Below are 14,114 nucleotides of genomic sequence, written 5' to 3' on the forward strand. Positions count from 1 at the left end.
CGGCGTCATGGCGCCGCGGGTTCCATCACGATGCAATCCACCGGGCATGCGGGCACACACAGCTCGCATCCCGTGCACAACAGGTCGATGACCACGTGCATGTGCTTGGCGCCGCCGATGATGGCGTCCACGGGACAGGCCTGGATGCACTTCGTGCAGCCGATGCAGTCTTCTTCCACCACCACCGCGACGATGGGCGGTTTGTGCGCGCCGCGGCTGCGATCGTAAGGACGCGCGGGTACCTGCAACAGGTGAGCCAACGCACGCGCGCCGGCGTCGCCGCCCGGCGGGCAATGATCGATGCCGGCCTCGCCACGCGCCATCGCTTCGGCATACGGCCGGCATCCATCGAAGCCGCACTGGCCGCATTGGGTCTGCGGCAGCAGGCGGTCGAGGCGTTCGACGAGCGCGGCGTCCATCGCCGTAGCGATGCCTAATGGGTCAGCGCACCGGCATGCCGGGCAGGGCGCCGGCATCCGCGTCCAGCAGCGCGAGTGCGCCGCCGTCGAAGCCGGCCGACAGGATCATCCCTTCGCTCAGGCCGAAGCGCATCTTGCGCGGCGCCAGGTTGGCGATGAACACCACCTTGCGGCCGACGAGTTTCTCCGGCTCGCCATAGCTGCCGCGGATGCCGGAAAAGATCTGCCGCTGGCCCAGCTCACCCGCATCCAGCAGGAAGCGCAGCAGCTTGTCGGAGCCCTCCACGAAGCCGCATTCCAGCACCTGGCCGATGCGCAGGTCGAGCCTGGCGAAATCCTCGATGCCGATGGTGCCGCCCGCGTCCTTCGCGTCAGCCGGTGCGGGCGCAGCCTTGGCCTCCTTCTTCTCGGATGCGGCAGGCGCGGGTGCAGCGGCGAGAGTGTCCTTGGAAGCGTCGGTCATGGCGTCGATCAGTTTCGGGTCGATACGGGTGAACAGGGGCGTGTAAGACTGGATGGTGTGCGCCTGCAACGGCGCGGCGACATCCGCCCAGGTTTCGACGGGCGCGCCGAGGAAGGCTTCGGCTTCCGCACTCGTGCGCGGCAGCACCGGCTTGAGCGCGGCGGCCAGGACGCGGAACAGGTTCAGGCCCTGCGTGCACACCGCCTGCAGTTCGGCGTCGGCGCCTTCCTGCTTGGCGATGACCCAGGGCTTTTTCTCGTCGATGTACTTGTTGGCTTCATCCGCCAACGCCATGGTCAGGCGCAGCGCGGTAGCCGGTTCGTTGCGCTCGTAGGCATCGGCAATCGGGCCGAGCGCGTCGACGAAGCGCTGGTACATGGCGGGATCGGGCAGGACATCGGCCAGCTTGCCGCCGAAGCGCTTGTCGATGAAGCCGGCGCAGCGGCTGGCCAGGTTGACGAACTTGCCCACCAGGTCTGCATTCACGCGGGCGATGAAGTCGCCGAGATTCAGATCCAGGTCGTCCACACCGCCGGAGGACTTCGCCGCGTAGTAGTAGCGCAGGGCTTCCGGTTCCAGTCCGGTGTCCAGGTAGGTGCGCGCCATGATGAAGGTGCCGCGCGACTTCGACATCTTCGCGCCATCCACGGTCAGGTAGCCGTTGACGTGCAGGCGCGTGGGCGCACGGTGGCCGGTGCCTTGCAGCACGGCCGGCCAGAACAGGCCATGGAAATTGACGATGTCCTTGCCGATGAAGTGGTGCAGCTCGACGTCGGTGCCGGCCACCAGGTGCGGTTCGAAATCGATGCCGCGTTCGGCACACAGGTTCTTGAAACTGCTCAGGTAGCCGATGGGTGCATCGAGCCAGACATAGAAGTACTTGCCGGGCGCACCCGGAATCTCGAAACCGAAGTAGGGCGCGTCGCGCGAGATGTCCCACGCGCGCAGGCCGCCGTCCGCATCCAGCCACTCGCGCAGCTTCGCCTTCACGCCCGGTACCGCGACGTCGCCGGCCAGCCAGTCGCGAAGGAACGCCTCGAAGCGGCCGACGTCGAAAAAGTGGTGCTCCGAATCGCGGATCTCCGGCGTGCTGCCCGAGAGGATGGACTTCGGTTCCTTGAGGTCGGTCGGCGCATAGGTGGCGCCACAGACTTCGCAGTTGTCGCCGTACTGGTCCGCCGAACCGCAGTTGGGACAGATGCCCTTGATGTAGCGGTCGGGCAGGAACATGCCCTTGGCCGGGTCGTAGAACTGCGCCACCGTGCGGCGGCTGATGTGGCCGCCGGCGTCCAGGCGCTGGTAGAACGCTTCGGTCAGTTCGCGGTTGGCGGTGGAATTGGTCGAGTCGTAGTGGTCGAACGCCACGCCGAAGGCGGCGAAGTCGCGCTCGTGGCCGGCCTGGATGTTTGCGATGAAGACCTCCGGCGATACGCCGGCCTTCTCGGCCGCCAGCATGATCGGCGTGCCGTGCGTGTCGTCGGCGCAGACGAAGTACACCGTGTCGCCCCGCATCCGCCGCGCGCGCACCCAGATGTCGCCCTGGACGTAGCCCACCAGATGGCCCAGATGGAGGGGGCCGTTGGCGTAGGGCAGGGCATTGGTGACGAGGGCGGTGCGGCTCATGAGGGGCTTCGTGACGGGGATTGGCGATTATCGCATGGACCCGCAGCGGCCCTTCGGACGCCCAAAACGCAGCGGGCCCGGCATGACCGGGCCCGCAGGAACTGTTGGAGCGTGGACCTTACTGGCGGATCCAGGTCTGCGACTTGCAGATGAAGGCGATGCAGCCGGAGACTTCCAGCTTCTTGCCGCCTTCGATCAACTCCATCTTCGACTTGTAGACCTTGCCCTCGTCCGGCTTGAGGATGGTGCCGCCGGCGTACTCGCCGCCGCCCTCGGACTTCATGCCGCGGATGATCTCCATGCCGGTGATCGGCTTGTTCTTGCGATCGTCCTTGCACTTGTCGCAGGTCGGGTTCGGCTTGCTCGGGTTGATCAGTTCGATGATGCGCCCGCTGATCGCGCCGTTGGCGGCCTGGGTGATCTCGACATAGGACTTCGGCTTGCCGGTCTCGCTGTCGATGGTCTTCCAGCGGCCCACCACCGGGTCGGCGGCGGACGCCACCAGCGACAGGGCCATCAGCGGGGCGGCCAGGCAGATGGCCATCAGGGTCTTGCGCATGTTCCCCTCCCAGGGATGTAGGTCAGGCCCGTCGGCGACGCCGGCGGGATGCGGCATTTATACCGCATCCGCTGGCGTATGGAAGAAGCCTGTTCAGCCGTCCTTTCGGGTGCCGAGGCCGCTTTCGTCGGCTTCGGGGGTCTCGGGTTCCTGGGCGTTCTTGGCAGGCTCGACAGCCGGGATGCGCGAGCCGCCGGGGGTGCCGGGAACCTGTTCGACTTCGCCCACGGAGACCCGCCCGATGCGGGGCTTCATCCAGACTTCGTCGTGCCAGGCCTGGTATTGCTTCGGGTCCCAGTAGCGCTCGTCGTAGAACTTGCTGCCGTCGATCTGGATCTCGCCGCTCGGCCCGGGAATGTAGATCTGCAGGTTGCCGGTGAAGCCGGTGCGGCTCCCCGTCATCTGGCGGCGCGCACGCCGAAGGACATTCGCGAGTCGCGGTTGGGCGGCCGCATCGCCGTACTCGGCATAGACCGCCTGCCCGATGTCCAGTGCGCGAGCCCGTTCGGCTTCGTCCATCTGGCTCCAGTAGCGCTCGCGCAGTCCGCTGAATCCCGCGTAGCCACGTTCGGCGGCCAGGTCCATCCATGCATAGGCCAACGCGCGATCCTGCGGGATGCCGTGTCCTGTCCAGTACATCTCCGCCACCATGCCCTGCGACGGCTTGTCCGCATAGTAGGAAGCGCGGCGGAAAAAGCGCAGCGCGTCGTCGTGTTCGTTCTTGTCGTACTTCTCGAGGCCGAGCAGTCGATAGCGGATGTCGGGATGGCTTTCCAGAAAGCCCGCCGCCCGGAGCAGGGGGTCGGCTGCCGGATCCGGTGGAGGCGCCTTGTTCGAGCGTTGCGCGGACGCATCGGGCTGCATGCACGCGAGCAGCAGCAAGAAGGGCAGGGTGTTCCTGAAACGCGCGGTCATACAGGCCTTCCGTGAAGTGGGTCGATCAGTCCTTCATGATCGCCAGCACATCCCGCGAGGGGATGTGCTGGAAGCCATGCCCGCCGGGACGATCAGCGGCTCGCTTGTGCCTTGGTCTTGCCGCCGATGTGGCGATCGAAGAACGACAGCATCTCGGTGTAGAGGTGCTCGTTGTTCTCTTCCTTGTAGAAGCCGTGGGCCTCGCCGGACTGGATGATCATGCCTTCCGGCGCATTGCCGGCTGCCGTGAGCGCCTTGGCGATCGCCTCGGTATGCTCCGGCGGGCAGCGCTCGTCACGCGCGCCTGCCGCCAGGTAGATCGGCAGTTTCAGCTGGTTGGCGTAGTTGATGGGCGACATCGCGTCCTGCTCGGCGCGCGTGCGGCCGAAGGCGCGCACCAGGTAGCGCCGCCCGCTTTCGCTCCGGCTGGTATCGCTCTTGGTGAGCTGGATCTGCGCATCGTAGAGGCCGACATAGCCGAAGGCGCACTTGAACAGCTCTGCATCGCGCGCCGGAGCCATCAACGACGCGTAGCCACCGAAGCTGCCGCCGTAGATGCAGACCTTGTCCTTGTCGGCTTGGCCTTGGGCGATGACGTAGCGCGTTCCATCGATGATGTCGTTCATGATGCCCTGCGCCCACTGGCCATATGCCTGATCCTGGAACTCCTTGCCGAAGCCGCCAGAGCCGCGGTAGTTGAGCTGCAGCGTGGCGTATCCGCGGCTGGCGAACAACTGCGGCTCGGTGCTGTAGCCCCAGTTGTCGCGCGGCCCCATCGGGCCACCGTGGACGTTGACGATCAGGGGCAGGTTCTTGCCGTCGGAGCCGTGCGGGATGGTCAGGTAACCATGGATCTTGCGGCCATCCCTCGCGGTGAACGAGATGGACTGCATCGAGCCCATCTTCTTCGGGTCGATCCAGGGGCGGTTCTTCATCAGGAAGCGCGCCTTGTTCGCCTTGCGGTCGAACAGGTAGAGCTCTCCCGGGTTCCGGTCGCTGTAGGTGCTGACGACGATCAGCTGGCCATCGCGGGTGGCGCTGCTGAAGCTGACGAACTGGCCGGGAAAGGCGGCCGCGAGAGAGGTGTAGAGCTGCGCGTCGGCGTGTTTGGATTCCACAAGGGTAACTTCCGGTTCCCCGGCCTCGGTCACTACGCCGAGAATGCGCTCGGAACCGTCCACGGACTCCACGTAGCCGGACACATCGGAGACGGGATCCTTGAAGAGTTCAGTGAATTTTCCGCTGCTGGCATCCAGCGTGCCGAAGCCTGCCGGCGCCTTGCCGTCGTCCCGCAGTGCGTAGATGTCGCCGTTCCGCGCGGATCCCAGCACGCGCAGTCGCGACCCATCGCTCTTGGACGAGCTGATCTGGTTCCACTTGCCATCCGCACCCCGCGCGTACACTTCGTTGTGCGTGTCGTACCCGGCCTCATCGTCCTTGTCGCTGTAGCACACGGCGAAGGCAGGTTCCTTCTCGTGGTTGAGGACCATCGCGCAATCTTCCTTCGGCGCGCGGCCGAGGGATTTGCGCCGTCCGCTGACGGTATCCATCATCACGACTTCGGTGCCCGCGCCGGTATTGGAGCGCTGGTAGCGCGCCGCCATCATCACGTTGACGTCGTCGTCGGGCAGGGTGTCCAGCAAGGAGAAGAACTGGCCATCGGCCTGCTTCGCGCGCTGGGTGACGTTCTGTGTGCCGTACTCGATCAGGGTGCGCGGCTGCGATCCGTCGGCATTCACCGCGAACCATTCGCCGGTGCCGACGGGGCGTTCAAACGAACCGATCTTGCGGACGGCGTTGAACATGAGGCGCTCGGGGCTGGTCCAGTGGAACGCGCCGACGCTCTTCTTCTCGGGCAACTGGTTGACGTTCACGATCTTGAGGTCGCTGGTGCGCAGCACGGTCAGTACGTCCTGCTCGCCGCGATCGACGCGCAGCGCCAGGTACTTGCCATCCGGCGAGATACGGGCGCTGCTGTAAGTGGGGTGCTTGACGAAGTCGGCGATGGATTGCGCATGCGCCGCGGCAGCGGGCAACGCGCACGCGACGGCAAGCAGCCATGAGGTGGCGATGGTGGTCGGTTTCATTCTTCGTTTGATCCCCTATGTGGCCCTCGATGGAGGGCATGTCCTTGAAGTCCTGCGATCAGGCAAGGAGTGTGGAGCGGGCTGGATGCCCTCCCGCCCCATGATGTGCCAGGCGCGGAAGCTTCATCGATCTGGCGTCGCTCGGATTCCCATCCCGAGTCTGCCGGGAAACCCGCTGGAAAAAAAGCCCGGCTTTCGCCGGGCTTTTTCGGGGCCTTCCTGCCGGCCTCAGAACGTGTAGCGGACGTCGGCGTACACCTGGCGGCCGATCACGTCGTGGGAGCGCCACGTGTAGGGCCACGTGGTGAACGTGACGTCGTCGGGCTGCTGGTTGTTGAGCAGGTTGACCACGGAGAAGCCCAGGGTGAGCTTGTCGGTGATCTTCTTCTGCACGTCGAGGTTGTAGCGGATGTACGGTGCGATGCGGCCGGTCTCCCCCCAGTTCGGCAGCGAGCCCATGCGGGTGGCATAGGTCGTCACGAACCAGTCGTCGTTGGACCAGCTCAGGCGCACGTTGGCACGGCTGCGATAGTTGAAGTACTGCATGTGGTCGCGGATGTTCAAGGGCTCATCGCCTTCGAAACGCACCAGATCCAGCTTCAGCACGTGGGTGTAGCCCACTTCGAAGCCGAACGTACCCAGGCGGTCGGTATCCAGCGAGTACTTCCAGTTGGCATCGATACCCTGGGTTTCCAGGCTGGCCTGGTTGATCGGGTACGAGCTGTACTGCGACACCTGCCCATTCGAGAGCTCGCCACCGGCGCGGGTGACCTGGCCCAGGAAGGCCTGGCAGGAAGGCGAGGTGGAGTCCACCGGATTGCCGTTGACGTCTTCACCCAGGCGGCAGTCGGCGTACTGGCGCATCAGGAAGTCGCTATCCAGCTCCGCGACCTGGTTCTCGAGCTTCATGTTGTAGTAGTCGACGGTCAGCGACATGCGGTCCATGATGTCCCACACCAGACCGGCGGTCCACGACTTGCTGGTTTCTTCCTTCAGGTCGGTGCGACCTTCATAGGTACGGAAGACCTGGTAGTTGTAGCTCGTGTTGTTCTCGCAGCTGGGCGAGGTCGGATCGATGCCCGCGACACGGCACAGGTAGGCGTCGGTGATGTAGGTGTAGGCACCCGAATAGCCGGCGAACACGTAGTGCATGTCCGGAGCGCGGAAGCTGGTGGCATAGCTGCCGCGCAGCAACAGCGAATCGACCGGCCGGTATTCCAGGCCCGCCGACCACGTGAACGCACCATCGACTTCGGTCACGTCGTCGTAGGTGTCGTAACGGCCGGCCAACTGTGCCTTCAGCGAGTCGAAGATCGGAATGCTGAACTCGAGGCCCAGCGCGTAGCGATCACGCTCGCCGCCGCCACCGGTGCTGGTCAGGTTGTAGATGCGGTCCGCGCCGGTGTAGCTCGGGGTGGAGCGCGGGTCCGGCGTGAGCGTGTATTCCTGATGGCCGGCTTCGACCACCAGCGCCGCGCCCAGCGAGCCTGCGGGCAGGTCGAACAGGTCGCCGCTCAGCGAGAACGAAGCCGTGCTGTTCTCGGATTCGCCGGTGCTGTTCACGATGGTCGACAGGGACCGGTAGGTCTCCGGCGTCATCGGGCTGAAGAGGCGGTTGAGGTACGTCAGGTTGTAGCCGTCGTAGCGGGGATAGCTGCCCTGCACGCCGGTCTGCGTGCCGAGGAAGTACTCGTTGACACGGTTCTGCAGGAAGCGCGGGCGGTTGGATTCGAACTCGAAGCGCGAGTAGGAAACGCCGAAGTCCCAGTCGAAGCGGTTGTCGAGGAAGGCGCCGCGGACGCCGGCGAAGAAGTTGTACGACTTTTCGTCGTACTCGGTCTTCTGCGCGCCGCCGATTTCCTCGGGCGTGATGATGCGCTGGGCCTGGATGTAGCCGTAGGCCGGGGTGTAGACCCAGCCGGGCGTCTGCCAGAACTGCGTCGAGCTCACGCCCGTGTTCTGCGAATCGGTGCCCAGGAACTGGCCGTACAGCTGCACGCCGTTGTCGAAGTCGTAGGTGCCCGACAGGTACGCCGACGTCTTGTTGTAGCTGTTCTGCAGGGCGGAGGTCGCCGGATAGCCGAAGTAGCCGCAACGGTTCGGCGTCGCGTTCGACACGGTGGCCGAGGTGTTGTAGGGCTCGAATTCCGAAGACGTGCGCGAGCAGGAGTAGCGGAGCGCGTCGACCGAGGTCGAGAGCGTGCCGCCCGGCGTCAGCCAGTTGTAGGCGGCGCCGGTGTTGCGATACAGGTACACGCCCGACGTGGCCGTCGCGAACTCGGGGCGACCGCTGAACGCCGGGTTGTCGTAATAGGAGTCGCGGTCTTCGCGCTGCGAGCCCAGGATGCCTTCGCGATTCAGGTATTCCACCGCGTAGGTCAGGCTCCACTTGTCGCCGGTCTTGCCACCGGTCCACTGGAACAGGCCGGTGTCGCCACCGCCCATGGTCGTGGTGCCGCCACGCAGGCGGACGCTGTCGCCCTCGTAGTTTTCCTTCGTGATGATGTTGATCACGCCGGCGACCGCGTCCGAGCCGTAGATCGCCGAGGCGCCGCCGGTCAGGACTTCGATGCGCGACACGGCAGCCGCGGGGATCGAGCCCAGGCTGACGGCATTGGACTGGCTGTTGTAGGGGACCGGGTAGTCCGCCATACGCTTGCCGTTGATCAGGATGAGGGTGTAACCCGGGCCGAGGCCGCGCAGGTTGATGAACTGGGCGTTCGGCGTGAAGCCGCTCTGCGTGGTCTCGTTCTGGACGCTGCCGGTGAACTGGTTGAGGGTGTTCAGCGCCTCATAGACGGTGCTGAAGCCTTCCTTCTCGATGTCATCGGCGGTCAGGACGACCACCGGTGCCGGGCCTTCCACCTCGGCCTTCTTGATGCGGGAGCCCGTGACCGTGACCTTGTCCAGCGTCGAGGTGGCCTGCTGGGTCTGCTGGGCGGGCGGCGGGGTGGTGGTTTCCTGGGCGAAGGTGGTGCCGGCGACCGGCATCACGATCGCTGCGACGAGCGCCGCAGTGAGACGGCTGCGCTTGAGCGCATTCGTGTAGCGAACTGACATGTTGTGGATCCCCTAAAGCTGTCAATGGATGCGGCCCCAAGGACTGATCCTTCAGTCAGGTCGCACGTGAACGTCCTCGTAACCCGACGTTAACATGAGGTGAAGGCTGCTAGCACATTGGCATGTTATTTAAATTACAGAAATTTATGTGACGCAAGTCACAAAATAAGACTTTTGTGGGGTTTGCAGCATGTCGTCGATCACGTTTCTCTCCCGCCGGCCTGGTGCTCGATCCACTCGTCGCGACGCTGGGTGAGACGGAAGAGGGCGGAGAATCCGCCCAAAAAAAGAGCCCGGTGTCGCCACCGGGCTCCTGTTGCGGTCGTGCGGGTGATGCTTAGAACTTGTATTCCACCTGGGCCGAAATCTCGCGGCCCATGGGGCTGTAGGCGCGCCAGAAGTACGGATAGGTGTTGTAGCCCGCGTCTTCCGGATGGAACTTGTTGAAGACGTTGTTGACGAACAGCGTCAGGTCCAGGTTCTCCGTGATTTCCTTGCCGACATTGACGTTCCAGACGATGTACGGTGCGATGCGGCCCGTTTCCTGCCAGTTCGGCAAGGAGCCGTAGCGCGTGGCGAACACGTTCGCCGACCAGTCATCCAGCGACCAGCCCACCGAACCGCGGATGCGGCTGCGGAAGTCGAAGTTGCCCGGATCGTCGCGCCAATCGGCTTCCACCGGATCGGTCGCAAAGGTCTGGCGCTGGCTCTTGATCGTGTGCGTCCAGGCCACCTGCCAACGGAAGTCGCCCAGGCGGTCGGTGTCCAGGCGCCAGTTGAACGCGGCGTCGATGCCGGTCACGCGCTGGTAGGCCTGGTTGACCGGGCCGCTGCGGATGCCGGTGACGCGATCGGTCAGTTCGCCCGGAGCGGCGGTACGCGTGACGCGGCTCAGGATCTCCTGGCAGAACGCCGAATCGGGCGCGAACTGGTAGGGATTACGAGTACGTGTAAGTCCGGTTCGGCAGCCGCCTTCCGCGTCGAGGATGAAGGTGCTGCTCAACGTCGTCACCGCGCCCTCCAGGCGGATGTCGTAGTAGTCAGCCGAGATGGACATCGAGTCCGTGATGTCCCACACCAGGCCCGCCGACCACGACTTGCCCTGTTCCTCTTCCAGCGTCGGTTCGCCGCGGCTCGTCGCGAACACCGAGTAGGTGTAGGTCGTCGTGGCGCACGCCGAAGAACCGGCCACCAGGCCCGCGTTCAAGCAGCGGTAGGTATCCAGCACGTTGGAGAAGCTGCCGCTGCCTTCGTTGTAGACGAAGTGCATGTCGGGCGCCTTGAAGCTGGTGGCGTAGTTGCCGCGGAACAGCAGGTTGTCCAGCGGACGGAACTCGAGGCCCGCGCCCCAGGTCTTCGCGTCGTCGACGTTCGTGACGTCGTCGTACTTGTCCCAACGGCCCGACAGGCTGAGGTCGAGCATGCTGAACACCGGGATGCGGAACTCCGCGCCGATCGCGTAACGGTCGCGCTCGCCGCCGCCGTTGGTGCCCGTCAGGTTATAGACGGTACGGTTGGTGGGCAGGATGCCCTCGGGCGAACGCAGCTTGTAGCCCTGGCTGGTGCCTTCGACGACCGCGGCGAAGCCCAGCGGGCCGGCCGGCAGTTCGAACAGGTCGCCGGAAAGCACGAAGCTGGCCTGGTTGACCCAGGAGTGTGCGTCGTACTTCAGGATCGACGACATGCTGCGGTACTGCTCCGGGGTGAGCGGGGTGTACCAGCGATCCAGGTTGATCAGGTAACGCGGCGTGCCGGTGGTGTTGAGGCGCTGGCCGAAGAACCATTCCGTCACGGCGGAACCATCCAGGCGCGGACGGGTGCGGTCCGCCTTGTAGTCCGCGCGGCCGAGGGTGAAATCCCAATCGAAGCGTTCGCCGAACGTGCCGCGCGCGCCCACTGCGATGTCCAGGGACTTCTCGGTGAACTTCTGCTGCGTGGCCTCGATGCCGCCCACTTCCTGCGGCGTGAGGATGCGCTGCACCGTCACGTTCGAGTTGATCGTCGGGTTCGTCGCGAAGAAGGTCTGGGTAACGCCGACGCCGTCCGTGTGCGGGCCCAGGATCGCTTCGAGGCCACCCGTCAGGTCCGACTTCGAGTAGTAAGCCTGGGCGCTCGCCCACAGCTCCATGCCGTTGGACAGGTCGAAGTTGGCGAACAGGTAGCCGGCGTAGTCGTCGTTGCCGTTGGCGATCGACTGGTAGCCCACGTCCTCCCAGTAGCCGCACGCATTGCCCAGCGTGTAAAGCTGTCCGGCCTGGGCGTGGGGTGCGACATAGCGCGTGCGGAAGGTGTAGTCCACGTATTCGCCGCCGAAGCGCGCGCACGCGCCCGCGGGCGGCGCGATGTAAGTATTCGGCGTATTGGTGCCCGTACGGCTGATGCGCAGCGTCGACACCGGCACCGGGCCGAGATCGGCGTCGGGCAGCGGGTTGTCCGCACGCGAGTCCATGAAGTCGCGCTGGTTGGCGTAAACCGTTTCGTCGTTGAACTTCTGCAGCGCATAGGTGATCGACCAGTTGTCGCCGGTCTTGCCGCCCACCCACTGCAGGTCCAGATAGTCGCCGCCGCCGGTCGTGGTGGTGCCGGTACGCAGCTGCAGGACGTTGCCTTCGTAGTTCTTCTTCAGAATGATGTTGATGACGCCTGCCACGGCATCGGAGCCGTAGATCGCGGACGCGCCACCCGCGACGAGCTCGATGCGGTCAACCGCGGCGGTGGGGATGTTGCCGAAGTTCTGGAAGTTGCTCTGCCCGTTGTACGGGAAGGGGTAGTCGGCGGCGCGACGGCCATTGATCAGCAGCAGCGTGCGACCGGGGCCGAGGCCGCGCAGGTTCACGGGGCTGCCGTTGGGCGTGAAGCCACCCGCGGAGTTCAGTTCGTTCTGTACCGTGCCGAAGTTCTGGGTGAGGGTCTTCAGTGCGTCGTTGACGCTGACGAAACCCTCGGCTTCGATCTGCTCGGCACTGATCACCGTGACCGGCGACGGACCTTCGACCTGCGAACGCGCGATGCGGGAACCCGTCACCGTCACCTTGTCGAGTGTCCTGGCCTCTCCCTGTGCGGGCGCCTGGGCCTGGCTGTCAGCGTTCTGAGCGAGCGCATGACCTGCGCCCGGCAGCGCAATCGCCGCAATCAATGCCGCGCAAAGACGGCTGCGACGGAGCGCTTTCGCGTTTCCGTAGTTCATGTTGGTGAATCCCCTAAAAATCCGAACGAGAAGCGACCCGAAGCGGATCAATCCGTGATCCAGGCCGCACAAGGGCGTCCTGAAATCGACGTTAACATGAAATTAATGTAATCCGCATAACACATTCTTCTTTCCTCCGCATGACCAAAAGTCATGAGGCGAGGGGATTCGTTCAGATTTGTGTCGGCGCGAGCATCGAACGGACCGGATGAGACAATGACGCCCTTCCTATTGCGTCAGAGTCCTGCAAGTGACTGATTCCAAGCATGTTGTCGACCGGCCTCGCGCCCATGCCGTCCAGGGCAACCTCTCCCCGCACCCCCGCGTCCGCAACGTCATCGCCGTCGGGTCGGGCAAGGGTGGGGTAGGCAAGTCGACCACGGCGGTCAACCTGGCCCTGGCCCTGGCGGCCGAAGGGGCCAAGGTCGGGCTGCTGGATGCCGACGTGTACGGCCCCAGCATCCCGGCCATGTTGGGCCTGTCGGGGCGACCGGACAGCCCGGACAACAAGTCGATCGAGCCGATGCGGGCGTTCGGGGTGGAGGCCATGTCCATCGGGCTGCTGGTCGACCAGGACACGCCGATGATCTGGCGCGGGCCGATGGCCACCTCGGCGCTGATGCAGTTGTTCAACGACACCCTCTGGGGCGACCTGGACTACCTGCTGATCGACCTGCCGCCCGGCACGGGCGACATCCAGCTGACGCTGGCGCAGAAGATCCCGGTCGCAGGCGCCGTCATCGTCACCACCCCGCAGGACATCGCCACGCTGGATGCCAAGAAGGCGCTGAAGATGTTCGAGAAGGTCGAGGTGCCGGTGCTAGGCATCGTCGAGAACATGGCCGTGCACACCTGCTCCCACTGCGGCCACGTGGAGCACCTGTTCGGGCAGGGGGGCGGTGAACGGATGGCGGCGCAATACGGTGTGCCGCTGCTGGGCTCGCTGCCGCTGGACATCGCCATCCGCGAGCAGGGCGACGCGGGCCAGCCGGTCGTGGTTGCCGCCCCCGATTCGGCGGTGGCGCAGGCTTACCGGCAGACGGCGCGGGTCATGGCCGCAACGTTGGCCCAGCGCCCGCGCGCGCCGCTGTCCATCGTTTCCTCGCTGGTCTAGCCCGTCGGCGCAGACGGCGGGCCGGGGCCCGCCCTACAATTCCCCGTCCGCCGCGCGCAGCCCGCACGGCCTTCGCCCCACCAGACCAGGATTTGCATGAGCATCAAGAGCGACCGTTGGATCCGCCGCATGGCCGAGCAACAGGGCATGATCGAGCCGTTCGAGCCGGGCCAGGTGAAGTTCGCCAACAAGGGCGGAGCCGATGGCGAGCGCATCGTCAGCTACGGCACGTCCAGTTACGGCTACGACGTGCGTTGCTCGCGCGAGTTCAAGGTGTTCACCAACATCAACTCCACGATCGTCGACCCCAAGCACTTCGACCCGAAGAGCTTCGTGGACATCGAGGCCGACGAGTGCATCATCCCGCCCAACAGCTTCGCGCTGGCGCGCACGGTGGAGTTCTTCCGCATCCCGCGCGACACACTGGTGGTGTGCCTGGGCAAGAGCACCTACGCGCGCTGCGGCATCATCGTCAACGTCACTCCGCTCGAGCCGGAGTGGGAAGGCCACGTGACGCTGGAGTTCAGTAACACCACGCCGCTGCCGGCGCGCATCTACGCGAACGAAGGCGTCGCGCAGATGCTGTTCTTCCAGTCCGATGCCGACGACGTCTGCGAAACCAGCTACAAGGATCGCGGCGGCAAGTACCAGGGCCAGACCGGCGTGACGCTGCCGCGCACCTGATGT

General features: G+C 65.0%; 9 protein-coding genes. 2 read left to right on the top strand and 7 right to left on the bottom strand.

All coding sequences use genetic code 11. From position 1 onward, the window contains the following. Window positions 1-5 precede the first annotated feature (5 nt). The 7 genes from rnfB to ASD72_RS17155 all read right to left on the bottom strand — a co-directional run bounded on the left by rnfB (window position 6) and on the right by ASD72_RS17155 (window position 12,313). Window positions 6-419, bottom strand: a complete 414-nt coding sequence (rnfB, locus tag ASD72_RS17125) for an Rnf electron transport complex subunit RnfB (RefSeq protein ID WP_056881172.1) — start codon at window positions 417-419, stop codon at window positions 6-8. A 22-nt stretch (window positions 420-441) separates the two neighbouring features. Continuing rightward, window positions 442-2,505: a methionine--tRNA ligase gene (metG, locus tag ASD72_RS17130; RefSeq protein WP_056881173.1), complete on the bottom strand. Its 2,064-nt coding sequence runs from the start codon at window positions 2,503-2,505 to the stop codon at window positions 442-444. Between the two features lie 118 nt (window positions 2,506-2,623). Continuing rightward, complete coding sequence (locus ASD72_RS17135; RefSeq protein ID WP_056881174.1) at window positions 2,624-3,064, bottom strand: DUF2147 domain-containing protein; 441 nt, start codon at window positions 3,062-3,064, stop codon at window positions 2,624-2,626. 93 nt (window positions 3,065-3,157) lie between these two features. Beyond that, the gene (locus ASD72_RS17140; protein WP_056881175.1) at window positions 3,158-3,979 is read right to left on the bottom strand and encodes a sel1 repeat family protein; all 822 of its coding nucleotides are present in this window, start codon (window positions 3,977-3,979) and stop codon (window positions 3,158-3,160) included. A 92-nt stretch (window positions 3,980-4,071) separates the two neighbouring features. After that, entirely contained in the window at window positions 4,072-6,066 is a 1,995-nt protein-coding gene (locus ASD72_RS17145) for a S9 family peptidase (protein WP_081420434.1), read from the bottom strand. A gap of 228 nt (window positions 6,067-6,294) precedes the next feature. Then, complete coding sequence (locus tag ASD72_RS17150; RefSeq protein WP_056881176.1) at window positions 6,295-9,126, bottom strand: TonB-dependent receptor; 2,832 nt, start codon at window positions 9,124-9,126, stop codon at window positions 6,295-6,297. A gap of 337 nt (window positions 9,127-9,463) precedes the next feature. Next, window positions 9,464-12,313, bottom strand: coding sequence for a TonB-dependent receptor (locus ASD72_RS17155; protein WP_235578049.1), 2,850 nt, complete (start codon window positions 12,311-12,313; stop codon window positions 9,464-9,466). A gap of 250 nt (window positions 12,314-12,563) precedes the next feature. On the opposite strand from ASD72_RS17155, the gene apbC reads away from it, so the two are divergent. Then, the gene (apbC, locus tag ASD72_RS17160) at window positions 12,564-13,427 is read left to right on the top strand and encodes an iron-sulfur cluster carrier protein ApbC (RefSeq protein ID WP_056881177.1); all 864 of its coding nucleotides are present in this window, start codon (window positions 12,564-12,566) and stop codon (window positions 13,425-13,427) included. Window positions 13,428-13,523: 96 nt separating this feature from the next. After that, the gene (dcd, locus tag ASD72_RS17165; protein ID WP_056881178.1) at window positions 13,524-14,111 is read left to right on the top strand and encodes a dCTP deaminase; all 588 of its coding nucleotides are present in this window, start codon (window positions 13,524-13,526) and stop codon (window positions 14,109-14,111) included. Window positions 14,112-14,114: the final 3 nt, after the last annotated feature.

It is taken from the genome of Pseudoxanthomonas sp. Root630 (genome assembly GCF_001427585.1).
GTDB lineage: Bacteria > Pseudomonadota > Gammaproteobacteria > Xanthomonadales > Xanthomonadaceae > Pseudoxanthomonas_A.

What these genes read in the sequence shown, in the direction of transcription:
- rnfB (WP_056881172.1), bottom strand. Translation starts at nt 419, where the DNA reads ATGGACGCCGCGCTCGTCGAACGCCTCGACCGCCTGCTGCCGCAGACC.
- metG (WP_056881173.1), bottom strand. Translation starts at nt 2,505, where the DNA reads ATGAGCCGCACCGCCCTCGTCACCAATGCCCTGCCCTACGCCAACGGC.
- ASD72_RS17135 (WP_056881174.1), bottom strand. Translation starts at nt 3,064, where the DNA reads ATGCGCAAGACCCTGATGGCCATCTGCCTGGCCGCCCCGCTGATGGCC.
- ASD72_RS17140 (WP_056881175.1), bottom strand. Translation starts at nt 3,979, where the DNA reads ATGACCGCGCGTTTCAGGAACACCCTGCCCTTCTTGCTGCTGCTCGCG.
- ASD72_RS17145 (WP_081420434.1), bottom strand. Translation starts at nt 6,066, where the DNA reads ATGAAACCGACCACCATCGCCACCTCATGGCTGCTTGCCGTCGCGTGC.
- ASD72_RS17150 (WP_056881176.1), bottom strand. Translation starts at nt 9,126, where the DNA reads ATGTCAGTTCGCTACACGAATGCGCTCAAGCGCAGCCGTCTCACTGCG.
- ASD72_RS17155 (WP_235578049.1), bottom strand. Translation starts at nt 12,313, where the DNA reads ATGAACTACGGAAACGCGAAAGCGCTCCGTCGCAGCCGTCTTTGCGCG.
- dcd (WP_056881178.1), top strand. Translation starts at nt 13,524, where the DNA reads ATGAGCATCAAGAGCGACCGTTGGATCCGCCGCATGGCCGAGCAACAG.